Source organism: Streptomyces sp. NPDC127108 (genome assembly GCF_042677545.1).
In the GTDB taxonomy this organism is placed as follows: Bacteria; Actinomycetota; Actinomycetes; order Streptomycetales; family Streptomycetaceae; genus Streptomyces.
Window position 1 is genome coordinate 143610 of the sequence record NZ_JBHXTE010000006.1, and the last position, 24885, is coordinate 168494.

The 24885-nt window shown below is 73.1% G+C and carries 21 protein-coding genes; 9 read left to right on the forward strand and 12 right to left on the reverse strand.

Annotation, left to right across the window (positions count from 1 at the left end):
* Positions 1 to 14: 14 nt before the first annotated feature.
* Positions 15 to 2375, reverse strand: coding sequence for an SWIM zinc finger family protein (locus ACFVHO_RS07160; protein ID WP_385711060.1), 2361 nt, complete (start codon positions 2373 to 2375; stop codon positions 15 to 17).
* Entirely contained in the window at positions 2372 to 5605 is a 3234-nt protein-coding gene (locus ACFVHO_RS07165) for a DEAD/DEAH box helicase (protein WP_385711062.1), read from the reverse strand. Before ACFVHO_RS07165 ends, ACFVHO_RS07160 begins: the two co-directional genes overlap by 4 nt.
* A 370-nt stretch (positions 5606 to 5975) precedes the next feature.
* Between ACFVHO_RS07165 and ACFVHO_RS07170 the strand changes: the two genes are divergently transcribed.
* The 5 genes from ACFVHO_RS07170 (at position 5976) to ACFVHO_RS07190 (ending at position 10417) form a co-directional block, all read left to right on the forward strand.
* Positions 5976 to 6956, forward strand: a complete 981-nt coding sequence (locus tag ACFVHO_RS07170) for a metallophosphoesterase family protein (protein ID WP_385711064.1) — start codon at positions 5976 to 5978, stop codon at positions 6954 to 6956.
* Positions 6957 to 6977: 21 nt separating this feature from the next.
* Positions 6978 to 8357 carry an MFS transporter gene (locus ACFVHO_RS07175; protein WP_385711066.1) on the forward strand — a complete coding sequence of 460 codons (1380 nt, stop codon included), beginning with the start codon at positions 6978 to 6980 and terminating at the stop codon, positions 8355 to 8357.
* On the forward strand, positions 8354 to 9361 hold the full coding sequence (locus ACFVHO_RS07180) for a TolB family protein (RefSeq protein WP_385711067.1): 1008 nt from the start codon (positions 8354 to 8356) through the stop codon (positions 9359 to 9361). Before ACFVHO_RS07175 ends, ACFVHO_RS07180 begins: the two co-directional genes overlap by 4 nt.
* 82 nt (positions 9362 to 9443) lie before the next feature.
* Complete coding sequence (locus tag ACFVHO_RS07185) at positions 9444 to 9914, forward strand: RidA family protein (RefSeq protein WP_385711068.1); 471 nt, start codon at positions 9444 to 9446, stop codon at positions 9912 to 9914.
* Positions 9911 to 10417, forward strand: coding sequence for a GNAT family N-acetyltransferase (locus ACFVHO_RS07190; RefSeq protein ID WP_385711070.1), 507 nt, complete (start codon positions 9911 to 9913; stop codon positions 10415 to 10417). The genes ACFVHO_RS07185 and ACFVHO_RS07190 overlap by 4 nt, the downstream gene beginning before the upstream one ends.
* Here ACFVHO_RS07190 and ACFVHO_RS07195 read toward each other — a convergent pair.
* From ACFVHO_RS07195 to ACFVHO_RS07210, 4 genes are all read right to left on the reverse strand, one after another.
* Positions 10399 to 11385 (reverse strand): glycoside hydrolase family 6 protein, encoded by a 987-nt coding sequence (locus ACFVHO_RS07195; protein ID WP_385711072.1) that lies wholly within the window; start codon positions 11383 to 11385, stop codon positions 10399 to 10401. The two genes, ACFVHO_RS07190 and ACFVHO_RS07195, sit on opposite strands and share 19 nt — an antisense overlap.
* 603 nt (positions 11386 to 11988) lie before the next feature.
* Positions 11989 to 12936, reverse strand: a complete 948-nt coding sequence (pip, locus tag ACFVHO_RS07200; RefSeq protein ID WP_385711074.1) for a prolyl aminopeptidase — start codon at positions 12934 to 12936, stop codon at positions 11989 to 11991.
* 71 nt (positions 12937 to 13007) lie between these two features.
* Positions 13008 to 14537 (reverse strand): YfcC family protein, encoded by a 1530-nt coding sequence (locus tag ACFVHO_RS07205; protein ID WP_385711076.1) that lies wholly within the window; start codon positions 14535 to 14537, stop codon positions 13008 to 13010.
* Positions 14534 to 15916: a M20/M25/M40 family metallo-hydrolase gene (locus tag ACFVHO_RS07210; RefSeq protein WP_385711078.1), complete on the reverse strand. Its 1383-nt coding sequence runs from the start codon at positions 15914 to 15916 to the stop codon at positions 14534 to 14536. Before ACFVHO_RS07210 ends, ACFVHO_RS07205 begins: the two co-directional genes overlap by 4 nt.
* 145 nt (positions 15917 to 16061) lie before the next feature.
* Between ACFVHO_RS07210 and ACFVHO_RS07215 the strand changes: the two genes are divergently transcribed.
* A complete protein-coding gene (locus ACFVHO_RS07215) occupies positions 16062 to 16535 on the forward strand; it encodes an RNA-binding S4 domain-containing protein (protein WP_385711080.1) in 474 nt (157 codons plus the stop codon).
* Between the two features lie 57 nt (positions 16536 to 16592).
* Here the strand turns inward: ACFVHO_RS07215 and ACFVHO_RS07220 are convergent, their stop codons facing one another.
* Positions 16593 to 17618: an acyltransferase domain-containing protein gene (locus ACFVHO_RS07220; protein WP_385711082.1), complete on the reverse strand. Its 1026-nt coding sequence runs from the start codon at positions 17616 to 17618 to the stop codon at positions 16593 to 16595.
* A 77-nt stretch (positions 17619 to 17695) separates the two neighbouring features.
* Here ACFVHO_RS07220 and ACFVHO_RS07225 point away from each other — a divergent pair, with 77 nt between their 5' ends.
* Positions 17696 to 17953: a DUF6343 family protein gene (locus tag ACFVHO_RS07225; protein ID WP_385711084.1), complete on the forward strand. Its 258-nt coding sequence runs from the start codon at positions 17696 to 17698 to the stop codon at positions 17951 to 17953.
* Here the strand turns inward: ACFVHO_RS07225 and ACFVHO_RS07230 are convergent.
* The 4 genes from ACFVHO_RS07230 to ACFVHO_RS07245 form a co-directional block, all read right to left on the reverse strand.
* Entirely contained in the window at positions 17950 to 18342 is a 393-nt protein-coding gene (locus tag ACFVHO_RS07230) for a tetratricopeptide repeat protein (protein WP_385711086.1), read from the reverse strand. The genes ACFVHO_RS07225 and ACFVHO_RS07230 overlap by 4 nt on opposite strands.
* A gap of 111 nt (positions 18343 to 18453) precedes the next feature.
* Positions 18454 to 18834, reverse strand: a complete 381-nt coding sequence (locus ACFVHO_RS07235) for a DUF3592 domain-containing protein (protein WP_385711088.1) — start codon at positions 18832 to 18834, stop codon at positions 18454 to 18456.
* A 40-nt stretch (positions 18835 to 18874) separates the two neighbouring features.
* Positions 18875 to 19486 carry a dephospho-CoA kinase gene (gene coaE / locus ACFVHO_RS07240; RefSeq protein ID WP_385711090.1) on the reverse strand — a complete coding sequence of 204 codons (612 nt, stop codon included), beginning with the start codon at positions 19484 to 19486 and terminating at the stop codon, positions 18875 to 18877.
* Positions 19487 to 19624: 138 nt separating this feature from the next.
* Positions 19625 to 20563, reverse strand: coding sequence for a PAC2 family protein (locus ACFVHO_RS07245; RefSeq protein ID WP_385711092.1), 939 nt, complete (start codon positions 20561 to 20563; stop codon positions 19625 to 19627).
* 327 nt (positions 20564 to 20890) lie between these two features.
* On the opposite strand from ACFVHO_RS07245, the gene ACFVHO_RS07250 reads away from it, so the two are divergent.
* Positions 20891 to 21865 carry a sheath polysaccharide-degrading enzyme gene (locus tag ACFVHO_RS07250; RefSeq protein WP_385711094.1) on the forward strand — a complete coding sequence of 325 codons (975 nt, stop codon included), beginning with the start codon at positions 20891 to 20893 and terminating at the stop codon, positions 21863 to 21865.
* Between the two features lie 185 nt (positions 21866 to 22050).
* Here ACFVHO_RS07250 and rpsA read toward each other — a convergent pair whose 3' ends face one another.
* Positions 22051 to 23556 (reverse strand): 30S ribosomal protein S1, encoded by a 1506-nt coding sequence (gene rpsA, locus ACFVHO_RS07255; RefSeq protein ID WP_030362924.1) that lies wholly within the window; start codon positions 23554 to 23556, stop codon positions 22051 to 22053.
* Positions 23557 to 23946: 390 nt separating this feature from the next.
* Here rpsA and ACFVHO_RS07260 point away from each other — a divergent pair, with 390 nt between their 5' ends.
* On the forward strand, positions 23947 to 24789 hold the full coding sequence (locus ACFVHO_RS07260; protein ID WP_385711096.1) for a class I SAM-dependent methyltransferase: 843 nt from the start codon (positions 23947 to 23949) through the stop codon (positions 24787 to 24789).
* Positions 24790 to 24885: the final 96 nt, after the last annotated feature.

Below are 24885 nucleotides of genomic sequence, written 5' to 3' on the forward strand. Positions count from 1 at the left end.
ACCGGCCCCGGACGTCAGACGCCGAGCAGACTCGTGAGGGCTCCCACCGGGTTCTCGTCGGCGGGGCCGTCCGGCCACCAGTCGGCCCGGCCGGAGTGGGGCTCGGCGCGGTAGGGGTACCAGCGGCCGTCGTGGCCGTAGCGGATCTGGTGGGTGCCGGTGGGGTCCGTGAGGTGGTTGCGGTGGATCGTCATGCGGGGCAGGTCCGCGCCGGCGAGGGCGCCCCTGGCCCGGTCGAAGGGGCCTGCCGGGGGGTCCCAGGGGGACTCCAGGACCGCAAGGCCCTCTTCGCCGCCCTGCCGCCAGGCCGCCGCCGCGCGGGACAGGTCGGCGGGGGTGCGGCCCACCGACGCGGCCAGCGCGGCGAACTGACGGCTGAACGTCCGGCGCCCCGTCAGACCGGGGTGGGACGCGGCGAGCCGCACCGCGTCGAGCCACCCGTCGGCCGCGAACGGGGACTCGCCCCACCTCAGGTACGCGTGGGCCCGCGCCGCCGCGTCCGTCGCCAGGAACTCCAGCGCCGCCGCGTCGGGCGCACCCGGCACGGCGGGCAGGACGGGCGCGTCGCCGGGGCGCTGCGGAACGGGGAACGGGGGCGGTAGCGGGGGCCGGTAGCCACCGGCCAGGACGTCCCGGGCGGGGATGCCCGGGAGGGGCGGGGGCACGAGGGGGGCTGTCGCGGGCCGTTCGGGGTGGGGGGCGGGTGTGCCCTGGGGCGGGGAGGACGGGTCGGCCGCGTCGGCCGCGTCGGCCGCGTTGGCCGCGTTGGCCGCGTTGGCCGCGTTGGCCGCGTTGGCCGCGTTGGCCGCCAGGCGGGTGGTAGCACGTGCCGTGGGCGTCGAGGGGCTGGTGTCGCCCTCGTTGGCAGTCGAGGGGATGGCGTTCCGCACCCTCGTCGTCGAGCGGGTGGCGTCGCCGTCCTCCGCCACCGGGCGAAGGGGGCCCCTCGCCCTGACGCCTCGGATGGCCTTTCTTGCCGCGTCCGATGGACGGGCGGCGCCAGCCGCCGCAGCCGTCGAAGGGGTGGCGTCACCCTCGTCGGCTGTGGGGTGAAGGGCATCCCCCTCCGCGGACGTCGAAAGGGCGGCGTCACTCTCGCCAGGCACGAGGCGAAGAGCATCCCCCGCCCTGGCGCCCCGGGCATCCCTCCGCGCCTCGTCCGACGGACGGGCAGCGTCCCCTGTCACGGACGACGAAGGGGCGGCGTCGCCCTCGCCGGGCAGGGCGCGAAGGGCACGCCCAGCCCTCGCGCTCGTCCGCACAGCCTTCCGCGCCGCGTCCGACGGACGGACAACGCCCCCCGCCGGACCAGCAGGACGGGCACCATCCCCCGTGGTGTCACCCGCCTCCAGCCCCGGGCGAGCCGCCTCCCCCGCCCGGGCAGCCGAGCGGATGGCCCTTCGGGCCGCGTCCGACGGGCGCGCGGTCTTCCGTGCCTCGGGTGACTCGGCCGCCGGACGGGCGGCGTCACCCTGTGCGGATGCCGGCGCGCGGAAGGCGTCGTCCGCCCCGGCCGCCGTACCGGAACCGTCGTGCGTCCCCGGCACCGGGCGCACCACCTCGTCGGCCTCAGTAACCTCCGCCTCCGCCTCGCGGCTGACGCCACCGCCGTCGGCGGCCCCCACGCGGGCGGTGTCGTCCGACGGGACCCCCGTCGTCGCCGTCTCCCCGTGCGGGAGCGCCGAAGCGTGCGCCGCCGCCGGAGGGCGCGGCGTCGCCGGAGCGGGCGCCGCCTCCCGGGCCGCGAAGTGTGCGTTGCGGCGCGCGAGTTCGTCCAGTACGCGCGTCTCCTCGGCGCCCCGTACGAGGAGGAGGACGAAGGGGTCGGCGTCCAGGATGCGGGCTGTTTGGTAGGTGAGGGCCGCGGCGTGTTTGCAGGGGTGGCCGCGGTCGGGGCAGGTGCAGGAGGGGATGAGGTCGCCGTGGCCGGGGAGGAGGGGGACGCCGGTGTCGTCGGCGGTGGTCGCGAGAGCGTGGGGCATGTCGCGGGTGAGGAGGGCCGTGAGGTGGGCGGGGTCGGCTACGGCCGCGTCGAGGAGGCGGTCCCAGTCGGTGGGGGTGAGGGTGCGCATGCGGAGTTCGGCGCGGTAGGGGCGGGGGCGGCTGCCGTGGACGTACGCGACGATGCGGCCCGGCTCGACGGTGATGGTGTCGACGTGGCCCTCGCGGGCGTACGTACGGCCGCGGGCAAGGCGGGCCGGGTCGAGCGCCGAGTCCTCCAGGGCGGCGATCCACGCGTCGCCCCACCACGTCGAGGCGAAGGGGGCGTCGGGGTCGGTGCGGGGCGGGAGGGCGGGGAAGACACGGGAGCGGGCACCACCGCCGACGCCGGGGAACATCGGGGAGTGGGCGCCGTCACCCGGAGCGGAGCTCATCGCACCCTCCGCAGCGCCACAAGCTCCGACAGCTCCGCGTCCGACAGCTCCGTGAGGGCCGCCTCGCCGCCGTCGCCGAGTACCGCGTCCGCCAGGGCCTGTTTGGCGGCGAGGAGTTCGGCGATGCGGTCCTCGACGGTGCCCTCGGTGATGAGGCGGTGGACCTGGACGGGCTGGGTCTGGCCGATGCGGTACGCGCGGTCGGTGGCCTGGTCCTCGACGGCGGGGTTCCACCAGCGGTCGTAGTGCACGACGTGGCTCGCGCGGGTCAGGTTCAGGCCGGTTCCTGCCGCCTTGAGGGAGAGCAGGAAGACCGGGACCTCGCCCGCCTGGAAGCGGTCGACCATCGTCTCGCGCGCGGCCACCGGCGTACCGCCGTGCAGGAGTTGGGTGGGTACGCCGCGCGCGGTCAGATGGGACTCGATGAGGCGCGCCATCTCCACGTACTGGGTGAAGACGAGCACGGAGGCGTCCTCGGAGAGGATCGTGTCGAGGAGTTCGTCGAGCAGGTCGAGCTTGCCGGAGCGGGAGCGGCCCGCGCCCGTGCGGGAGTGGCCCTCGCCCGTGCGCGCGGCGCCGTCCTTCAGGTACTGCGCGGGGTGATTGCAGATCTGTTTGAGGGCCATGAGCAGCTTCATGACCAGGCCGCGGCGGGCGATGCCGTCGGCGGCCTCGATGCGGGCGAGCGTCTCGCGCACCACCGCCTGGTAGAGCGCGGTCTGTTCGCGGGTGAGGGGCGCCGGGTGGTCGGTCTCCGTCTTCGGGGGCAGTTCGGGGGCGATGCCCGGGTCGGACTTCTTGCGGCGGAGGAGGAAGGGGCGTACGAGACGGGCGAGGCGGGCCACGGCCTCGTCGCTCTCGGCGGAGCCGCCGGTCTCGGCGAGGCGGGCGTGCCGGGCGCGGAACGCCTTGAGCGGGCCGAGCAGCCCGGGGGTGGTCCAGTCGAGGAGGGCCCACAGCTCGGAGAGGTTGTTCTCGACGGGCGTGCCGGTGAGGGCGACCCGCGCCGCGGCGGGGATCGTGCGCAGCGCCCGCGCCGTCGCCGCGTGCGGGTTCTTCACGTGCTGCGCCTCGTCGGCGACGACCAGGTCCCAGTCGCGGGCGGCGAGTTCGGCGGCGCTGGTGCGCATCGTGCCGTACGTGGTGAGGACGATGGCGCCGTCGGGGACGTCGTCGAGGCTGCGGCCGGTGCCGTGGAAGCGGCGTACGGGGACGTGCGGGGCGAAGCGTTCGATCTCGCGCTGCCAGTTGCCGAGCAGGGAGGTGGGACAGACGACGAGGGTCGGCTCGGGGCGCGCCCGGTGCAGGTGCAGGGCGATGAGGGTGACGGTCTTGCCGAGCCCCATGTCGTCGGCGAGGCAGCCGCCGAGGCCGAGCGCCGTCATGCGGTCGAGCCAGGCCAGGCCGCGGAGCTGGTAGTCGCGCAGGGTGGCCTTGAGCGCGGGCGGCTGCGGGACGGGGTGCGGGTCGCCGGTGAGGCGTTCGCGCAGGTGGGCGAGGGCGCCGGTGGGGACGGCGGGGACGCGTTCGCCGTCCACGTCGGCGGCGCCGGTGAGCGCGACCGTGAGGGCATCCACGGGGTCGAGCAGGCCCAGGTCGCGCTTGCGGGCCTTGCGGACAAGGTCGGGGTCGACGAGGACCCACTGGTCGCGCAGCCGCACGATGGGGCGGTGCGCCTCGGCGAGGGCGTCCATCTCGGCCTCGGTGAGCGGGGAGCCGCCCTCCTCGGCGCCGGAGCCCCCGTCCCCGCCTCCGCCCCCGTACGGGCCGAGCGCCAACTGCCAGCGGAATTCCAGCAGTTGCTCGGTCTTGAAGAAGTCGAAGTTGTCGGCGGCCGTACCCGGTGCGGGCCGCACCACTGCGGTCGCGGTCAGCTCGCGCGACAGCTCCCGCGGCCAGTGCACGTCGACCCCGGCCGCGCCGAGCCGCGTCGCGGTGGCGCCCAGGAGGTCGTACAGCTCGGCCTCGGTGAGCGGGAGCACGTCGGGGCGCGGCCGGTCGACGAGGCGCCCCAGCGGCGGCCAGACGCGGGCGGCCCGGCGCACCGCGAGCAGCGTCTGGGCCTTGGCGCGCGGCCCGAAGTGCTCGGCGCCCTCCCAGAGCCGCGCGGCGTCGACGACGAGGGTGGGGTCGGCGAGGCTGTGCACCTGGAGCACGGCGGCAGCGGCCCCGGCGGCGGCACTCCGGCCGACCCCGGCGATTCTGCCGACCCCGGCACCCCGGCCGCCCCCGGCACCCCCACCGGCCCCGGCCCCAGACCCGGACCCGACCCCGGTCCCGAAACCAGCCCCAGCCCCAGCCGACCCACCCCCTTCTCCCGCCCCGGCACCCTCCCCCTCCCCGTCGAACAAGTCGTGCGCCCGCAGATCCACCCGCAGCGACACCCGCACCCCCGCGTCCTGCCCGGCCGCCACCTCCGCCGCCCACTCGCGCGCCGCGGGCAGCGACTGCGGGGCGCGGGCGGCGAAGGGCGCGCCGACGGCGTACGCGGCGGCCGGGGTGCGCGGCAGGACGTCGACGACGGCGTCGACGAAGGCCCTGACCAGCGCGTACGGATCGGGCAACAGCAGTGGCGGCCGGGCGCCGGGCAGGGGCACGGCGTGCGCTTCCGGGGGCATGGCGGCGGCGATGGCCCGCAGGTGCGCGACGTCCTCGGCGGCGAGCGGCCCGGCCCGCCATGCGTCCACGTCGGCATCGGTCAGGCCGGGCAGCAGTCTGCCCCGGGCGGCGAGGTGCAGGGCGTGCCGGGCGGCGGCGTCCCAGCACGCGGCGGCGGGATGCGCGGCGACGACGGCGGGTCCGTGGGTGCGAGGGGAGTCGTGGGTACGAGGGGAGTCGTGGGTGCGAGCAGAGGCTCGGCCGTGGGCGCGCCCACGTCCCGCCCCACCACCAGCACCCCCCAGAAGGACCTCAACCCCCTCCCCCACCGGCGCGAACAGCGCGGGCACGATCCGCCTGCGCACCCCCGTGCCATGGCGGCGTACGACGGTCAGCTCCCCCCGCCCCCACGTCCCCGCGCCCCCCGCGCCGGGCACGTCGGGCAGTTCCCCGCCGTCCGGCCGCCACCACGCGAGCACGCCGTCGCGGGGCACCTCGGCGGGCAGAAAGACGGCGGCACAGGTGCGTACGAGAGCGGCGCGGGCGGCACGATCGACGGCGGCACGGTCGGCGGCAGGCCCATCGACGCCGGAACCACCGACGACGGCACGACGAACACCGGCAGAGGCCACCCCGGCACCCCCAACCACCACCGCCACCACCTCACCCGTTCACTCGCGCACGCACACACATACGCACCCGCACCCGTCAGCTCCCACCGCCACCCTAAGGCGACCCCGCACCCCACCCCGTCGCCGAGTCCGCCCGCGCGCCCCGCGCAGCCGCCGGACCTGCGCGGTCGCACCGCCGCCGGTGCCGCGCGGCCGCCGCGCCGCCGCACTCCGCGCGGCCGCCCCATCCCACGGTAGGAAACTTTCCTAACAATTATTGGTCCACAATCTTGACGCGCACATGCCCCCTCGCCACCATTCCTGAGACAGAAGCACCGGACGCATCTCCCGCACCCCCACGCGCCACCCCCCACGCGATCAGGAGACGGACATGTCGCTCACCCCCCGCCCCACCGACACCCCCACCACGACTCCCGCTTCAAGCCACAACTCCCGTAAGCCCAAAGCCCGTTGGGCCGTCCCGGCCGCCGCGGCCACCGCGCTCGCCGTGGTCGGCGGAGTGCTCCTGTGGTCGCCGGCCGACGAGGCCGACGCCGCGGCGTCGCCGCGGGCGGCCTTCTCCGCCGTGGCCGTGGGCGACATCGCCGAGCAGTGCACCAAGAGCGACAGCGACTGCGCGCACCCGAAGACGGCCGCGCTCGTCCAGCGGCTCGACCCGAAGTTCGTGCTGACGATGGGCGACAACCAGTACGACGACGCCCGCCTGAAGGACTTCCAGAAGTACTACGCGACCACCTGGGGCGCCTTCAAGAACAAGACCAAGCCGGTGCCGGGCAACCACGAGACGTACGACCCGGCGGGCCCGCTCAAGGGCTACAAGTCCTACTTCGGCTCGGTCGCCTACCCGAACGGCAAGAGCTACTACAGCTTCGACCAGGACAACTGGCACTTCATCGCGCTCGACTCCAACAGCTTCGACAGCAGCTCGCAGATCGAGTGGCTGAAGAAGGACCTGGCGGCGAACTCCAAGAAGTGCGTGGCCGCGTACTGGCACCACCCGCTGTTCTCCTCCGGCGAGCACGGCAACAACCCGGTCGGCAAGCCGGTCTGGAAGCTGCTCGACGACGCGAAGGCGGAGCTGGTCCTCGGCGGCCACGACCACCACTACGAGCGGTTCGCGCCGCAGAAGGCGAACGGTTCCGCCGACTCGGGCGGCATCGTCGAGATCCTCGCGGGCACGGGCGGAGCGAACCCGTACAAGATCGAGGAGGTCCAGCCCAACAGCCAGAAGCGGATCACCAACACCTACGGCGTCGTGAAGCTCGACTTCACCGACACGGGCTTCTCCTGGAAGCTGATCGGCACGGACGGGTCCACGAAGGACACCAGCCCGTCCTACAGCTGCCGCTGATCCGGACCAGGTGTCGCACAGATGTATCTGGCCACCACGGACGCGGTCACCACGGCCAAGGACAAGAAGAAGGGCGCGGGCGGTCCCGCCCGGAAGGACGGCGGACGCGAGGGCAAGGGGCGCGGTCGCGTCACCGGTCCCGTCCTCGCGCTCGGCGCCGTCAGCCTCGTCACCGACATCTCGTCGGAGATGGTCGCGGCGGTGCTCCCGCTGTACTTCGTCCTCGGCCTCGGCCTGTCCCCGCTGGCGTTCGGTTTCCTCGACGGTCTCTACAACGGCGCCACGGCGTTCGTACGGCTCCTCGGCGGGTACGCGGCCGACCGCGGCGGGCGGCACAAGCTCGTCGCGGGCTCCGGGTACCTGCTGTCCGCGCTGTCCCGCCTTGGGCTGCTGCTCGCGGGCGGCGCCACGGCCGGGATCGGGGCGGCGATCGCCGCGGACCGCCTCGGCAAGGGCGTGCGGACGGCGCCCCGGGACGCGCTGATCTCGCTGAGCAGTCCGCCGGACGGGCTCGGCCGGGCGTTCGGCGTGCACCGGGCGATGGACACGACGGGTGCGCTGCTCGGCCCGCTCGCGGCGTTCGCGCTGCTGTGGGTGACGGCGGACGCGTACGACGCGGTGTTCGTCGTCAGCTTCTGCTTCGGGCTCTTCGGGGTACTGCTCCTGGTGGCGTTCGTGCCGGGCCGGGCGGCGCTGCCCGCGGCGCCCGCGAGGACACCGGCGTCCCGCCCCCGCAAGGCCCTCACGCTCCTGCGCGTCCCCGCCTTCCGCCGCGTCTGCGCCGCCGCCGCGCTGCTCGGCGCGGCGACCGTCGGCGACGCCTTCCTCTATCTGCTGCTGCAGCGGCGCCTGGACTTCGCGGAGAGCTGGTTCCCGCTGCTCCCGCTCGGTACGGCGGCGGTGTACCTGCTGCTCGCCGTGCCGGTGGGGCGGCTCGCCGACCGCGTCGGCCGTCGCGGCCCGTTCCTCGCGGGGCACGGCGCGCTGCTCGTCGCGTACGTCCTGCTGCTCCTGCCCACCGGCGGCCGGACGCTGCTCGTCGGGGTGCTGCTCGCGCTCGGCGTGTTCTACGCGGCGACCGACGGCGTCCTGATGGCCCTGGCCACGCCGTGCCTGCCCGAGGGGCGGCGGGCGAGCGGCATGGCGGTGCTCCAGACGGGCCAGGCCCTCAGCAGGCTGCTCGCCGCGGCGGGGTTCGGCGCGGCCTGGACCCTGTGGGGCATCGGCGCGGCCCTGACGTGCGCGGCGCTCGCGCTGACGGTGGCGATCGCGGGCGGGGCGGCGCTGCTGCGGTCGACGGAGGGCCCGTCGCAGACCACCGCACCCGCACAAGGACCGGCCCCCGAGGAGCCGCACGCCCCGCCGGAGAAACCCCACGCACTCCCGGAAGGCACCCCATGACCCTCACCCTGCCCGAGGCGTCCACCCGGCTGCGGGTCGTCTCCGTCGTGGCGGCCGCCACCCTCCTCGCCGCCGCGGCCGTCACGTACACCGTGCGCGCCGTCCACCGGGCCGAACCGATCGCCTCCAGCTCGGAGTTCGCCCTCGACCCCGGCCATCTCTACTTCCGCTCGACGCAGACGGGAGCGGGCCGCGTCGCCCGCCTCCCCGCGACCGGCACCGGCCCCCGCACCCCCAACGGCCCTTCCTGCGAACGCTTCTACGCCGCCGGGGGCACCGCACTGTGCCTGCTGCGCCGCCCCGGCATCCCGCCGAAGTCGTACGCCGTGGTCCTGGACGAGCGGCTGCGCGAGAAGCGGCGCGTGGCGCTCACCGGCATCCCGAACCGGGCACGGGTCTCGGCGTCCGGCCGGATGCTGTCGTGGACGATGTTCACCACCGGCGACAGTTACGCGGGCGGCGACTCGTCCTTCTCCACCCGCACCTCGATCCTCGACACCCGCACGGGCTACCTGGTCAAGAACATGGAGGAGATCCCCCTCACCCTCGACGGCCGCCGCTACCACTCCCCCGACGTCAACTACTGGGGCGTCACCTTCGCCCGCGACGACAACCGCTTCTACGCCACCGTCTCGACGAAGGGCAGGACGCACCTGGTCCAGGGCGACATGCGGAAGTGGTCGGCCCGCGCCCTGCGCGAGAACGTGGAGTGCCCGTCCCTCTCCCCCGACAACACCCGCCTCGCCTTCAAGAAGCGCGTGCGCGGCGGCACGAAGAACCCCTGGCGCCTGTACGTCCTGGACCTGCGCACCATGCGCGAGCACCCCCTCGCCGAACGCCACAGCGTCGACGACCAGGCGGCCTGGCTCGACAACGACACGCTGGCGTACGCGCTGCCGGGCCGCGAGGGCCGCAAGCAGGACATCTGGACGGCACGGGCGGACGGCAAGGGCAGCCCCGAACTGCGGGTGCCGGGAGGCAGTTCACCGGCGCAGGTGCGCTGAGCCCGCCACGGGCGACGGCCACGGGGCGGGCGCCCCGGAAATCCGGATGCGCCCGCCCCGCCCGACACCGCACGATGCCCCCATGACCACCGACGCCACCCCCTCGACTCCCCCAACTCCCCCGAAGCCCACCGCCCCCGTCCACCGAACCGTCGTCCCCAGCCTCTTCCCGCCCCCCGGATACGCCCACGCGGCCGTCGTGGAAGCCGGTACGCGCCTCGCGTTCATGGCCGGTTCCGTGCCCCTGGACGCCGAAGGGAACCTCGTCGGCGAGGACGACCCGGTCCTCCAGGCCCAGCAGGTCATCGCCAATCTCGACGAGGCCCTGCGCGCCGTCGGCAGCGATCTTTCGCAGGTGGTGGCGAGCACGGTGTACGTCGTCGGGGACGAGCCCGGCGTGCTGGCGCGGGTGTGGGACGTGGTCCGCGCGTCCGAGCTCCTCAGCGAACGCCCGCACACCTCGACGCTGCTCGGCGTGACCGTCCTCGGCTACCCCGGCCAGCTCGTGGAGATCACCGTCACGGCCGTCGTGCCCGAAGGGGCGGACGCATGAGCACCTCGGCCGCCACCGTCACCCTGCGCCCCGCCACCGAGGCGGACGCGCTCGCCGTGGCCGACGTGTACCTGCGCTCGTACGACGCCGCGCTGCCGACCGTGCGCCGCGCCCACTCCGACGACGAGGTCCGGGACTTCTTCCGGTACGTGGTGGTGGGGCGGGGCGGCACCTGGGTGGCGCAGGCGGCGGGCGAGATCGTGGGCATGATGGTCATCGAGGCCCCCGGACCGCACCAGGCCTCCGCATCGGCGGAACCGAGCCCACCGGCCGAGCTGAGCCAGCTGTACCTGGCGCCCGAGTGGCGCGGGCGCGGCATCGGCGACCGCTTCGTCGCCCTGGCCAAGGAGCAGGCCCCCACCGGCCTCACCCTGCACACCTTCCAGGTCAACGAGCCCGCGCACCGCTTCTACGAACGCCACGGCTTCACGGCGGACAGCTGGACGGACGGCGCGGACAACGAGGAACGCGAGCCGGACGTCCGCTACGTCTGGCGCCCCTGAACACCGGGAACGTCCCACGCCCCGGGAACACCTGACGGCACCGGACTCACCAGGTGCGCCTCGCGCGCCCGGACGGCGAGCCCCAGGGCGTACTCCGGCCACCACGTCCCGGCGGCGGGCCCGCCCCGGCACGTGCCGTCCGACTCGCCCGGCCGCTTGATCCACAGGAAGGCGTCGACGGCGGGGTCGCCGGTGCGGGTGGTGGGCGGGGTGCCGAGGGCACGTCCCGGCGGATTGCACCAGGCCTTGTCATCGCCTCCGTAGGGCCCGTTGCCGTTGCGGCTGGTGTCGATGACGAAGTGCTTGTCACCACCGAGGGCGCGGGCGAGGCGGTGGCCGTACGCGGCGCTCTCCTCGGTGGTGCGGTAGTTGGAGACGTTGAGCGCGAAGCCGTCGGCCTGTGCGACGCCGGCCTGGCGCAGCGGTTCGACGAGGCGGCTCTCCTGGGGGATCCAGCTCGCGTTGCCCGCGTCGAGATAGACCTTGGCGCCGGGCTGCTGCTTGAGCCGGGCGACGGCGTGGGCGAGCAGCGCGTACCGCTCGGTGGCGTCGGCGCCCTCGCATCCGGCGACTTCCTGGGCGACGGCGTCCGGTTCGACGATGACGTACGCGGCGTGCGCGCCGATTCCGCCGGCGAAGGCGTCGATCCAGGCGCGGTAGTGCGCGGCGTCGCGGGCGCCCCCCGCCGAGTAGTCCCCGCAGTCGCGGTGCGGCACGAAGTAGGCGACGAGCACGGCGGTGCGGCCGGCGGCGGCCGCCTTCTCGACGTACCCCCGCACCACGTCCCGGGTCCCACCCGTGCCGTCCGCCGCCGCCACCGCGTCCTCGTACAGCCACTCTGCCTGGGCCCGTCCGGCGATGCGCTCCATGAACCAGGCGTCGACGATCCGCCCCCGCTGTTGCCACGCGACCACCTGCCGTGCGGCCGCGGTGTCCGGGTTCACCCAGAACTCGACGTCCCCCGGCACCCCCCGGGCGTCCGCGCCGACGGCCACCCCGCCGCAGACAGCGAGCCCCAGCAGAGCGGCAACACCGACAAGCCCCCGCGACAGCCTCCCGCACACCACAGGCCGCTCCACTCACCAGGCACCGGCGCTCTCCCGGCACATTGCGCAGAACGTGCCCACCATTCCCCCCGACCTGCCCCCCACCCCGGAAAATCACCCCGACGGCGGTCACCCCCGAACCGGCGCTCCGCGCCTCGTCCTCAATCGCCGGACAGGCTCTCTCCCACCCACCCGCCCAAACTCGCACCGCCTGAGCAACAGCCCGGCACCTTCAACCCCGAAACGGCTCACGCCCAGCGCCTCTCGGGCCCTCCCCGCAGCGCCTCTCGGGCCCTCCCCGCAGCACCTCTCCGGACCGCCCCGCAGCGCCTCTCCAACCCACCCCGTGGCACCTTTCCGGCCCGCCCCGGCTGAATTTCAGCCCGTCCGGCGCTTGAGGACGAGGCGCGAAGCGCCGATTCGGCGGAGGCCCGTCCCACCCGAAGGGGACACCCACCCCGTGGGGTCCAGGGGCGAAGCCCCGGTTTAGGGAAAGGGGCGGGACTGGGGCGCCCCCGCGAGGCCCTACCGAAACCCATCCGTAGCCCGAACAACCGCAGAGGCGATCCCCACAGCCCCCGCGTCATGCCCCACATCCCCCACCACGACCAACTCCCCGTCCCCCCAGCCCCGCTGCAAGCGCCAAGGCACTCCCAGCAAGTTCCCGAAGTCAAGACTCCCTTGCACCACCACCCCCGGAATCCCCCGCAACGCCCCCGCGTCCCGCAGCACCACCCCGTCCTCCCCCAACCAGTGCCCGTTGGCGAAGTAGTGGGTGACGGTCCGGGCGAACCCGGCCCGGAACACCGGGTCCTCGTACCGGGCGACGGACCGCGGCGCGGCCATGGCGGCGGCGGTCTCCCAGTCGGTCCAGGCCCGCGCGGCCCGCGCCCGCACCTCCGCGTCCCCGGAGGACAGCAACCGCAGGTAGGCCCCGGCGAGATCCCCGTCCCGCTCCGCCTCGGGCACCCCGTCCCTGAAGTCCGCCCACGCCTCGGGGAAGACCCGCCCGAGCCCCCGGGTGAGCAGATCGACCTCGGCCTGGCTCCCGGTGGCGAGGCCGGTGAGGACGAGCTCGGAGACCCGGTCGGGGTAGGTCTGGGCGTACCGGAGGCCGAGCACCGACCCCCAGGAGACACCCCAGACGAGCCACCGCTCGACGCGCAGGTGCCGCCGCAGCAGTTCGAGGTCGGCGAGCAGGTGCTTGGTGGTGTTGACGGACATGTCGGTGTCGGGGTCACCGGCGTGCGGCGTGGAGCGCCCGCTGCCGCGCTGGTCGAGCAGCACGATCCGGTAGGCGTCGGGGTCGAAGTAGCGCCGGAATCCGGGGGTGCAGCCGGACCCGGGCCCGCCGTGCAGGAGCACGGCGGGCTTGCCGAGCGGGTTGCCGCAGACCTCCCAGTACACGCGGTTGCCGTCGCCGACGTCGAGCATGCCGTGGTCGTACGGCTCGATCTCCGGGTAAAGACTCATCCCGGCACGGTAGCCGTCCGAGGGGAGGGCTCCGCCCCGCCGGACCGGTCGCCGGGGCCCCGCGCCCGCCCTCAGGTCACCGCCGCGCCCACGGCCACGAAGCCACAGATCAGCACGAACAGGATGGCGAGCAGCGGCCATACGAACCGCAGGTACTTGTCGTAGCCGACCTTGGCGAGGGCGACCCCGCCGATGGTGACGGCGGTCGTCGGCACCCACAGGTTCATCCAGCCGCTGGCGGCGGCCCAGGCGGTGACGACCACGGACCGCGAGACGCCCGCGAAGTCGGCGAGCGGCGCGAGGATGGGCATCGCGAGGGTGGCGTGCCCGGATGTGGAGGGGATGAGGAAGGCGAGCGGAAGGTTGACCAGGAACACGATGACCGCGAACACGCCCGACGAGGTGCCCTTCACGACCCCCTCGATCGAGTGCAGCACGGTGTCCGTGATCCGCGAGTTGTTCATGATCACCGTGACGCCGCGCGCGAGCACGATGACGAGGGCGGGCGAGATGAAGTCCGCCGCCCCCTGGATGACCGTGGAGCTGAGCTTCTGCTCGCCCATCCGTGCCACCAGGCCCACGAGGACCGCCGCGCACAGGAACAGGGCGGCCAACTGCGGGAAGGACCAGCCGAGTTCGAAGCCGTACGGCTCGGCGTCCGCGTCCCCCGTCAGCGCGCTGGACCACGGCACCACCGAGAAGATCATGAACGCGAAGACCAGGGCGACCACGACCAGGATGGCCTTGTGCAGCCCGGTCAGCTCGGGCACTTCCCCGGACTGCTCGGCGGCGGCGCCGTCCCGGTCGCCGGGCAGGAACCCGCTCAGGGACCGCTCGGGGTCCTTCTGTACGCGCCGGGCGTACCGGATGACGTAGGCGACCGTGACGCCCGTGAGCACCAGCCACATCGCGAACCGCAGGACGATGCCGTCGCCGAGCGAGATGTCCGCCGCCGACGAGGCGACGCCGGTGGCGAAGGGGTTGACGGTCGAGCAGAGGACGCCGACGCCCGCGCCGAGGATGATCGCGCCGACGGCGGTCATCCGGTCGTAGCCGAGGGCGAGCATCAGCGGCACGATCAGGCCGTAGAAGCCCAGCGTCTCCTCGGCGAAGCCCTCCACGGTGCCGAGGACGGAGAAGACCACCATGACGCCCGCGATGAGCATCGCGCCGCGTTCGCGCAGCCGGTGGGCGAGCCGTCCGATGCCCCGGTCGAGGGCGCCGGTGGCGAACACGACGGTGATGAACGCGCCGATGGCGAGGACGAAGAGGAAGACGCCCGCGCTGCCGTACAGCTCACCGGTCAGGTCCGGGCCGACCTGGCCCGACTCGGTGTCCTGCACGCCGTACAGGCCGTTGACGGGGGCGAGGAAGAGGTCGTTGAGGCGGTCGACGAAGGACTGGTCGTCCGGGACGCGGTGGTAACTGCCCTGGACGGGCGCGCCCTTGTCGTTGCGGTCGTAGGCGCCCGGCGGCACCAGGAAGGCGAGCAGCCACACGGCGACGGTGACGATCGCAAGCACGGTGAGGGCGCTGGGGAAGGTGAACCTGCTCTTGGGCGCGGGCTCTTCGGTGCCCGGCTCGGTCGTGGTGGTGCTCACGCGCGGCTCCCGTCACTGCCGCGCGCGGCGGACGCGTACTCCCGTACGAACGCGCCCATCGCGACCACCGTGTCGCGCAGCTCCGAGAGCAGCACGCGCTCGTTGGGCGCGTGCAGGTTGCACATGCTGTCCTGGGCGCCGAACAGCAGGACCTCGGCGCCGGGTGCCGCCTGCGCGAGCCCGTTGACGAGCGGGATGGACCCGCCGGTCGCCACGTACGCGGCCTCCCTGCCCCAGGCCTCCTTGAGGGCGGTGAGCGCGGCGCGGTAGGCGGGCCCGCCGGTCTCGGCCTCGTAGCCGGGGCCGGTGTCGCCGGGGGTGACGGTCAGCGGGACGCCGAAGGGCCGCAGCGAGCGCAGGTGGTCGACGAGCCGTGCCCGCGCCTCCACCGGGTCCTGCCGGGGATGGAACCGCAGGTTCAGCTTGGCGCGGGCGTACGGCACGACCGCCGACGCCGCGTGCTCGACGCTCGGCGCGTCCAGACCGATCACGGTGATCGCGGGCCCGCTCCACAGCCGTTCCCCGAGCCCGCCGCTGCCGATGAGCGGCATCCCCTCGCACACCCCGGCGAGCGCCCGGAACTCCTCTTCCGTGTACGAGGTCCCGGCCCACTCCTCCCGCCGCAGCCCCTCGACGGCGACGTCCCCGTGCACGTCGTGCAGCGTGGCGAGCGCCTTGAGCAGCACGAGCAGCGCGTCGGGTGCGGCGCCGCCGAACTCACCGCTGTGCCGCGGCTCGGCCAGCGTGCGCACCTCGACGAGGACCTCGGCCGCGCCACGCAGGCCGGTGGTGAGGGTGGGGGTGCCGGGGCGAAGGTTGCCGAGGTCGGCGATGACCATGGCGTCACAGGCGAAGCGGTCGGGGTCGGTGGGCGGATAGCCGTCGAAGGCGCTGCCGTACTCCTCCTGCCCCTCGATGACGATCTTGACGCCGACGGGCGGCCGCCCTCCGTAGGCCCGCAGCATCCCGACATGGGCGATGACGTTGGACTTGTCGTCGGCGATGCCGCGCGCCCGCAGCCCGTCGCCGTCCCCGCCCCCGTCGATGGGTGTCGGCTCGAACGGCGGCGACCGCCACAGCTTCTCGTCGCCGGGCGGCTGGACGTCGTAGTGCCCGTAGAGCAGCACGGTCGGGGCGCCGGGATCCGGTGGCGGGATCTCGCCGTAGACCACGGGTGCGGTGTCCGGCAGGTCGAGGCGCTCGACGTGCGGCACACCGGCGTCGCGCAGCAGCTCCGCGACCAGGTCGTGCGCTTCCTGGACCGGTCCGTCCGGGAACCCGGGGAAGGCGATGGAGGGGATCTCGGCGAGCCGGACGAGGTCGGCGCGCAGGCCGTCCATCAGTCCGTCGACCGTGGTGGCGAGCTCTTCGGGCGTCATGGGCGGCACCTCTGCGATCTGAGGGCGAACGAAGTAAGCGATTTGCTACGAATAGCCCGAATTATCGAGTGCGGTGGCTCGCGGATTCCGGACGGCTCGCCGGGCGGCCGGGCTCCCCGCACCGATGCCGCACTAAGGTCGACGCATGGCTTCGGAGACTTCACCGGGTACGGGCGGCGGCACCGTGCGCGTCGACAGCTGGATCTGGTCCGTACGACTGGTCAAGACCCGCTCGACGGGCGCGGCGGCCTGCAAGGGCGGCCACGTACGGGTCAACGGCGAACGCGTGAAGCCCGCGTACGGCGTGAAGGAGGGTGACGAGGTCCGACTGCGCCAGGCCGGCGGCCGCGAGCGCGTCGTGATCGTCAAGCGCGTCATCCGCAAGCGGGTCGGCGCCCCCGTGGCCGTCGAGTGCTACGTGGACAACAGCCCGCCCCCGCCCCCGCGCGAGGCCGTGGCCCCCGCGGGCATCCGCGACCGGGGCACGGGCCGCCCCACCAAACGCGACCGCCGCGACATGGACCGTCTACGCGCCCTCAACTCCCGCACGGGCCCGACACTTTCGGCCACGCCGAGGCCGGTGGACGCGGGCGAGGATCTCAGCCCGTCCGGCGATTGAGGACGAGGCGCGAAGCGCCGATTCGGCGGGGGCTGCCCCACCCGCACAGGACGTCCGCTAAGGCCTCCGGCCCGAGGGACGCCCCAGCGGAAACCACCCATGCCCCTCGTACCAATGCCCCCCACCCCGCAAGTGATCCCCCACGGCCCGCTCCACCCGCGTCCGCCGAGGCAGCCCCGCCACGTCCAGCTCCCGGTCCCCGAAGACGAACCCCACGGGCAACCTGTCGTCGGGCTCCTGCCCGGCATACGTCTCCGCGAGCCGGAACCGCTCCTGGAACCGCACGATGTTGGCCGCCCCCGGCAGATACCGCTTCAACTGCGGATCGAGCAGCCACGAGTGGCAGACGACCACGTCGTACCGCTCCCCGGGAAAGTGCCGGGGAAAGAACTCCCGGGCCCACTCGACGGACCGGTCGCACGCGGCCTCGGACATCGGCCCGAGGAAGTCGGGGATGTGCACGCTCAGACAGAGATCCCCGGCGTCGCCCCGGAGCCCCGCGGCGGCGACGGCGGCCGCCATCCGCTCCCCGAGCACCGCCCGCTGGAACTGCAGCCGCCCCAACTGGTAGAGCTCACCGCGGAAGTGCAGCGCGTGCCAGCCGGGCACGGGCACGCCCCGGGTGCCGTGGCGCCTGCGGTGGACGGCCATGTGCCGCCCCAGGTCGGCGAGGGTGCGCCGGGACACGTCGTCGGGGATGCCGTGGCGCCGGTGAAGGTCCCGCACGGCGGGCAGCGCGGCGACGAAGACGAAGACGTGGAAGCAGCGGCCCAGCTCACCGAGGCTCGCGGGCAGGACGGGGAGCCGCACCTCGACCCCGGGCCCGCCCAGGTCCGACAGCAGCGCGCCGACGGCCCGGGCGAGGAGCCAACGTGCGTCCGGGTCGTCGAGGATCCGCGCCCGCAGGCCGAGCAGCGCGTTGATGTCCTCGTGCGGCACGGCGAGGTCGAGGAGGACGTCGGGCAGTTCGTCGACGTCGGGCAGGACGACGTCGGCGACCGGCGCGCCCGGGTCGTCAAGGCCCTTCAGCCAGGCGGCGAGCGCCTCGTCGTGCTCGGCCCCGGCCCGCAGTGCGTCCAGCACGGCTCCACCTGCCCCTTCGTCGGCCCTTCCGTTCGCCCCGTACCGGGTGGACCCTGGAAGGAGGAGATGACGTTCCCATGCGCACAGGCAGTGAACCGGTGACCGCGCGCAGTCCGCTGCGTATGCGCTTCTGGTTCAGCGTATGGGGGCTGGTGTGGGCGGCCGCGGGGACGGTGGCGTTCGCGCTCGCCGGGCGCCCCGCGTGGGCGGTGGCGTGCGGGGTGCTGTGGCTCGTGGTGGTCGTCGACATGGCGCTGGTCGTACGGCACATCCGCCAGGGCCCGCACTACCAGCCGGGCCGGGACGTGCCGCCGTACGACCCCCCGAGGACCTAGCCGCCCGCGCCCCCGGCGCCGCCCGCGTCCTCGTCGAACCGCGCGGCCGCCAGATACTCCGGCTGCGGGTCGAGCGCGGCGGCGAGCCGGAAGTGGCGGCGGGCCTGGTCGGGCTTGGCGGCGCGCTCGTAGGTGCGGGCGAGGGCGAAGTGCGCGAACGCGTTGTCCGGCTCGCGCTCCAGGACGATGCTGAACTCCAGCTCGGCGGCGCGCAGTTGGGCGGAGGCGAAGAACGCGCGGGCACGCAGGAGCCGCGCCGCGGTGTTCTCCGGATGGGAGGCGATGACGGAGTCGAGCAGCTTCACCGCACCCCGCGGATCCCGTGCGGCGAGCAGTTGCTCGGCCGCGCGGAAGTCGATGACATGGCTTTCCGGGCTGCTTTCGGGCACGCCGGACTCCTTCCCTCACTCCTCAGCGTCAACACACCACCCGATCCGGCGTATTCCGAGGCCGGACGGGGCACACGGACGGGGCACACGTGCCCGGGCGGGTCCCGGGGGTCAGCCCGTCATCCCCAGTGCGAGCCCCACGATCACCAGGCTCGCGCCCGCGGCGACGAACGCCCGGTCGAGGCCGCGCCGTTCCCGGCCGATGAGCACGACCTCGCGCGGGTCGTCGGCGTCGTAGGCGATGCGCACGCGCTCCCCGGCGCGCAGGGGCCGCCGCCGGTTCGGGGGCACCGGCGAGACGACTTCGAGGACCCGCCCGTCGGCGGTCTCGAACTGCAGGGTCGGCCGGTCGGCGCCTTGCAGCACCGCTTTGACCAGGGCGTCCGCGATCTCGCCGGCCTCGGTGAGGTGCCGGGTGCGCTGCAGCCCGTACGCGCCCGCGAGCAGCGCGACGAGCCCGCCCAGGGTGGTGAACGCCGCCAGTACGACCACAAGACCCGCCCTTCTCGCCGCTCTCCCCGCCCGTCGCGCGCTACGCCGCCCGGGCCCGCTGCCGCAGGTCCCGCCACACCTCGTCGACGCGCGGCACGAGGCGCTCCAGGGGCCCGTCGTTGTCGATGACGAGGTCGGCGATCTCCAGGCGTTTCTCGCGGGTCGCCTGGGCGGTCATCCGCGCGCGGGCGTCGTCCTCGGTCATGCCGCGCAGCCGCACCAGGCGGTCGAGCTGGGTCTCGGGGCGGGCGTCGACGACGACCACGACGTCGTACAGCGGCGCGAGGCCGTTCTCGGCGAGCAGCGGCACGTCGTGCACGACCACCGTGTCGTCGGCGGCCGCGGCCGCGGCGCGCTCCAGTTCCGCGGAGCGGGCGCCCACCAGGGGGTGCACGATCGCGTTGAGCGCGGCCAGCTTCTCCGGGTCGGCGAAGACGATCGCGCCGAGCTTCGGGCGGTCGAGGGAGCCGTCGGCGGCGAGGATCCCGGGGCCGAAGGTCTCCACGACCGCGGCCAGGCCCTCGGTGCCGGGCGCCACCACCTCGCGGGCGATGCGGTCGGCGTCGACGAGCACGGCGCCCCGTTCGACGAGCAGCCGTGACACTTCACTCTTGCCGGCACCGATCCCGCCGGTCAGCCCCACTTTCAGCATGACCGGCAGCTTATGCGCCCGCCTTCCCCGTGTCTGCCGGAACCCCGGCCCTCACCCGTCCCCCGGCCCCCACAAGCCCCTTCGCCCCCTCGATCAGCGACCCCCGACCAGCGACCGCCGACACAGCGCCGCCGACCCTCAGCCGTCGCCCTCGCGCTCGGCGAGGAAGCGCTCGAACTCGCGCCCGATCTCGTCCGCGGACGGGATGTCCACGGGCTCGGCGAGCATGTTGCCGCGCGCGTCGGCGCCCGCAGCCGCGTCGTACTGGTGCTCAAGTCCCTGGACGAGGGCGACCAGTTCCTCGTCGCCCTCCTGGACCTGCCGGTCGATCTCGGTCTGGGTGCGGTGCGCCTCCGTGCGCAGCGCGTGCGCGACGCCGGGGAGCACCAGGCCGGTGGCGGCGGTGATGGCCTCCAGGACGGTCAGGGCGGCGTCCGGGTAGGTCGAGCGGGCGATGTAGTGCGGGACGTGCGCGGCGACGCCGAGTACGTCGTGGCCCGCTTCCGCGAGGCGGTACTCGACCAGCGCCTCCGCGCTGCCGGGCACCTGCGCCTCGTCGAAGGGGCTGGCGTGGCCCGGCACCAGGTCCGTGCGGTTGCCGTGCGGGGTGAGGCCGACGGGGCGCGTGTGCGGTACGCCCATGGGGATGCCGTGGAAGTTCACCGAGAGCCGCACGCCGAGCCGTTCGACGATCTCCCTGACGGCCGCGGCGAAGCGCTCCCACTCTATGTCCGGCTCGGGGCCGGAGAGCAGCAGGAAGGGCGCGCCGGTGGCGTCCTGGAGGAGGCGGACGTCCAGCGTCGGCACCTCGTAGTCGCTCCAGCGGTCGCGCCGGAACGTGAGCAGCGGGCGCCGGGCGCGGTAGTCCACGAGCCGGTCGTGGTCGAAGCGCGCGACGACCTGCCCGGGAAGGCTGTCCACGAGCCGCTCGACGACCTGGTCGCCGGTCTCGCCCGCGTCGATGTATCCGTCGAAGTGGTAGAGCATGACCAGGCCGGCCGACTCCTGGGCGAGTGCCATGTCGACAACAGCCAGGCCCTTCGGCTCCCATGCGTACAAACCCTGCGGATCTAGCACTGTGACCGCTCCCCTCGTGTTCATTGAGCAGAACGCGCCCCGAGGGGCGGGCATTCCCCTCGCCGCACATTCACAGCCACGGCTGATCCGTTTCCTACCGGTCCGCCGCCACGGTTCCCATCCTTGAACTCCTCGGACACCACAGGGAGTTCACAGCACACCCCGCTCCCGGCGCCTTGATTTCACCCCTCCAGGTACAGACCTTGACGCGAACATGCCCCGCCTTTACCGTCACGAAGCAGTGCAGTGTTCAGACTGAAGTCCAGAGTTCACGTACAAGAACCCACTCACTCATCAGAGCAGCCCCAACGGGAAGGCAACCCCACGATGCGCACCCGCTTCCTCATCGCCGCGCTCGCCGCCACCACCGCCGCGGGCGGCCTCACCGCGGCCGCGTACGCGACCCCGGCGCCCTCGGCCCCCCGCCCGGCCGCCACCATCGAGGTCTCCACGGCCGCCCAGCTGAAGTCGGCGCTCGGCTCGGCGGGCCCGGGCGACACGATCCACCTCGCCGACGGCACGTACTCGGGGAACTTCAAGACCTCGACCGCCGCGAGCTCCGGCTCCCGCATCACGCTCACCGGCTCATCGAAGGCCGTCCTCACCGCGGGCGGCGGCTACGGGCTGCACCTGAACGGCGCCTCGTACTGGACCGTCAAGGGCATCACCGTCACCGGCGGCCAGAAGGGCATCATGATCGACTCCGCGCGGGGGGTCGTGGTGGACGGCGTGACGGTCCACCGCCTGGACATGGAGGGCGTCCACTTCCGCAAGTCGAGCCCCGACGGCGTGATCAAGAACTCGAGGATCTACGACACGGGCAACGACAACCGCGGCATGGGCGAGGGCGTGTACGTCGGCAGCGCGGGCGGCCTCTCCGACAAGAGCGACAACGTACAGATCCTGAACAACGTCATCGGCCCGGACGTGGGCGGTGAGGCGATCGACCTCAAGGAGGGCACGAGGAACGGCGAGGTCTCCGGCAACACCTTCGACGGCAAGGGCCTGACCGGCAACAACTACGACGACTCGTGGATCGACGTGAAGGGCAACGACTACGTCATCGAGGGCAACACCGGCAAGAACACAACGAACAACGGCTTCGAGACCCACACCCAGCAGTCGGGCTGGGGCTGCGGCACGGTCTTCCGCGGCAACAAGTCCGACCTGACGGGCGCGTCCGGCGACACGCAACTGGCGATCAACGTGACGAACAACAGCTCAAGCTGCAAAACAACGGTCCACGCAAGCAACACGGTCAAGGGCGGCAAGGGCCTCACCAACGTCCCGGTAACCCCGTAGCCCCGTAAGGGCCACCCCGGGGCACACGGCACCGAGCCCCGTAAGGGGCGCGGGGAACTGCGCGCCAAGCCCCCACGAACCCGCAGAGACAACACACCCCCGCGGGGCGCAAAAAACACTGTGGGCCCGCACCAAAAGGTGCGGGCCCACAGTGCTCAGCTACCGCCTAAGAGAGCGGCGCGCGGTCAGGACTGGCCGCCGGCCAGCTTCTCGCGCAGAGCGGCAAGCGCCTCGTCCGAAGCAAGCGCACCGGAGTTGTCCGGGCCCTCGGAGGAGTACGAGCCACCGCCGGAGGCGGCGGGAGCCGCACCGGCCGGAGCCTCGTTGCCACCCTCGGCCGCCGCCTGGGCGTCGGCCTCGCGGGACTTGATGACCTGAGCCTGGTGCTGCTCGAAGCGCTGCTGCGCCTCGGCGTACTGGGTCTCCCAGGCCTCGCGCTGGGTCTCGTAGCCCTCGAGCCAGTCGTTGGTCTCGGGGTCGAAGCCCTCGGGGTAGATGTAGTTGCCCTGGTCGTCGTAGGACGCGGCCATGCCGTACAGGGTCGGGTCGAACTCGACGGCCGACGGGTCGGCGCCGAAGGACTCGTTGGCCTGCTTCAGCGACAGCGAGATCCGGCGACGCTCGAGGTCGATGTCGATGACCTTGACGAAGATCTCGTCGTTGACCTGGACGACCTGCTCCGGGATCTCCACGTGGCGCTCGGCCAGCTCGGAGATGTGGACCAGGCCCTCGATGCCCTCGTCGACGCGCACGAACGCACCGAACGGAACGAGCTTGGTGACCTTACCGGGAACGACCTGCCCGATCTGGTGCGTGCGGGCGAACTGCTGCCACGGGTCTTCCTGCGTCGCCTTGAGCGACAGGGAGACGCGCTCGCGGTCCATGTCCACGTCGAGGACCTCGACGGTGACTTCCTGGCCGACCTCGACAACCTCGGAGGGGTGGTCGATGTGCTTCCAGGAGAGCTCGGAGACGTGGACGAGACCGTCGACGCCGCCGAGGTCCACGAACGCACCGAAGTTGACGATCGAGGAAACGACGCCGGAGCGGACCTGGCCCTTCTGCAGGGTCGTGAGGAACGTCTGGCGGACCTCGGACTGGGTCTGCTCGAGCCAGGCACGGCGGGACAGGACCACGTTGTTGCGGTTCTTGTCCAGCTCGATGATCTTGGCCTCGAGCTCCTTGCCCACGTAGGGCTGAAGGTCGCGGACACGGCGCATCTCGACCAGGGAGGCCGGGAGGAAGCCGCGGAGGCCGATGTCGAGGATGAGACCACCCTTGACGACCTCGATGACGGTACCGGTGACGATCCCGTCCTCTTCCTTGATCTTCTCGATGGTGCCCCAGGCACGCTCGTACTGGGCGCGCTTCTTCGAGAGGATCAGGCGGCCTTCCTTGTCCTCCTTCTGGAGAACAAGGGCCTCGATCTCGTCACCGACGGCGACGACCTCGTTGGGGTCGACGTCGTGCTTGATGGAGAGCTCGCGGCTCGGGATGACGCCTTCGGTCTTGTAACCGATGTCGAGCAGGACCTCGTCCCGGTCGACCTTCACGATGACGCCGTCGACGATGTCGCCGTCGTTGAAGTACTTGATCGTCTCGTCGATCGCGGCGAGGAAGGCTTCCTCGTTACCGATGTCGTTGACCGCTACCTGCGGAGTGGTGGCGGTGGTCTCGGTGCTGCTCGTCATGTGGGAAAGGGCTCCGGTACGGACATTGAAGTCGTAGGTACTGCTTACGCCGGAGCCCGTTTCGCTCTGCAGAAGCCGGACAGCCTAGGAGACGCGGATCCCTGGATTCCCGAAGGAAACAGAAAGCGCCTCGACAACCGAGGGGACATACAACAGACGCGAGCGCAACCTGCTATGTCTGAGGAACGCAGGCCCGCAGCGCAACTTGTAGCATACGGGGGCTGTCGTACAGGGTCAATGCGCGAAGGCGCACACCCGGGGCGGATCGCCGCATACCCGGCACAAAACGTGTTGCATGAGGCCACACCGGCCGCATCGCACCCCGCCGCGACGCACTCGCCGACGCCGGACGCCACCGTAACGACGACGTCAGACGGCACAGTAACGACGATGGAGCGGATCATCCAAGAGCCCGACGCACCCGAGGCACCGGAACCTGAGGCCACCCGGCGCGACGCCGACGTCACGGAGAGCAGCCGTGCCAATCGCGGCTGGTGGGACCGGAACGCGGACGACTACCAGATCGAGCACGGCACGTTCCTCGGGGACGACCGTTTCGTGTGGGGCCCGGAGGGGCTGGACGAGGTGGAGGCGGAGCTGCTCGGCCCGCCCGAGCAGCTGAAGGGCAAGGACGTCCTGGAGATCGGGGCGGGCGCGGCCCAGTGCTCGCGCTGGCTCGCCGCGCAGGGCGCACGGCCGGTGGCCCTCGACCTCTCCCACCGCCAGCTCCAGCACGCGCTGCGCATCCAGGAGGGCTTCGGGGCCCGGGTGCCGCTGGTGGAGGCCGACGCGGGCGCGCTGCCGTTCGCGGACGGCTCCTTCGACCTCGCCTGCTCCGCGTACGGGGCGCTGCCGTTCGTCGCCGACCCGGTGCGGGTGCTCCGGGACGTGCATCGGGTGCTGCGTCCCGGCGGCCGGTTCGTCTTCTCCGTCACGCACCCGATCCGCTGGGCGTTCCCGGACGAGCCGGGCCCCGAGGGCCTTTCGGTGGCGGCGTCCTACTTCGACCGCACGCCGTACGTCGAGCAGGACGAGCAGGGGCGCGCGGTGTACGTGGAGCACCACCGCACGGTCGGGGACCGGGTGCGGGACGTGGTCGCGGGCGGGTTCCGCCTGGTGGACCTGGTGGAGCCGGAGTGGCCGGCATGGAACACCCAGGAGTGGGGCGGCTGGTCCCCGCTGCGCGGGAACCTCATCCCCGGGACGGCGATCTTCGTGTGCGAGCGGGACTGAGGCCGTCCTCCTTGTGCGGGCTCGCGCGGGCTTGTGCGGGCGGGGCTGAGGCGGTCCCGCGGCCTCGGTTCGGCCTCGGTTCCGGCGGTGGGCGCC

Coding starts and splice junctions, on each gene's coding strand:
- ACFVHO_RS07160 (WP_385711060.1), bottom strand. CDS start 2,375: ATGAGCTCCGCTCCGGGTGACGGCGCCCACTCCCCGATGTTCCCCGGC.
- ACFVHO_RS07170 (WP_385711064.1), top strand. CDS start 5,976: ATGTCGCTCACCCCCCGCCCCACCGACACCCCCACCACGACTCCCGCT.
- ACFVHO_RS07175 (WP_385711066.1), top strand. CDS start 6,978: ATGTATCTGGCCACCACGGACGCGGTCACCACGGCCAAGGACAAGAAG.
- ACFVHO_RS07180 (WP_385711067.1), top strand. CDS start 8,354: ATGACCCTCACCCTGCCCGAGGCGTCCACCCGGCTGCGGGTCGTCTCC.
- ACFVHO_RS07185 (WP_385711068.1), top strand. CDS start 9,444: ATGACCACCGACGCCACCCCCTCGACTCCCCCAACTCCCCCGAAGCCC.
- ACFVHO_RS07190 (WP_385711070.1), top strand. CDS start 9,911: ATGAGCACCTCGGCCGCCACCGTCACCCTGCGCCCCGCCACCGAGGCG.
- pip (WP_385711074.1), bottom strand. CDS start 12,936: ATGAGTCTTTACCCGGAGATCGAGCCGTACGACCACGGCATGCTCGAC.
- ACFVHO_RS07210 (WP_385711078.1), bottom strand. CDS start 15,916: ATGACGCCCGAAGAGCTCGCCACCACGGTCGACGGACTGATGGACGGC.
- ACFVHO_RS07215 (WP_385711080.1), top strand. CDS start 16,062: ATGGCTTCGGAGACTTCACCGGGTACGGGCGGCGGCACCGTGCGCGTC.
- ACFVHO_RS07225 (WP_385711084.1), top strand. CDS start 17,696: ATGCGCACAGGCAGTGAACCGGTGACCGCGCGCAGTCCGCTGCGTATG.
- coaE (WP_385711090.1), bottom strand. CDS start 19,486: ATGCTGAAAGTGGGGCTGACCGGCGGGATCGGTGCCGGCAAGAGTGAA.
- ACFVHO_RS07250 (WP_385711094.1), top strand. CDS start 20,891: ATGCGCACCCGCTTCCTCATCGCCGCGCTCGCCGCCACCACCGCCGCG.
- rpsA (WP_030362924.1), bottom strand. CDS start 23,556: ATGACGAGCAGCACCGAGACCACCGCCACCACTCCGCAGGTAGCGGTC.
- ACFVHO_RS07260 (WP_385711096.1), top strand. CDS start 23,947: ATGGAGCGGATCATCCAAGAGCCCGACGCACCCGAGGCACCGGAACCT.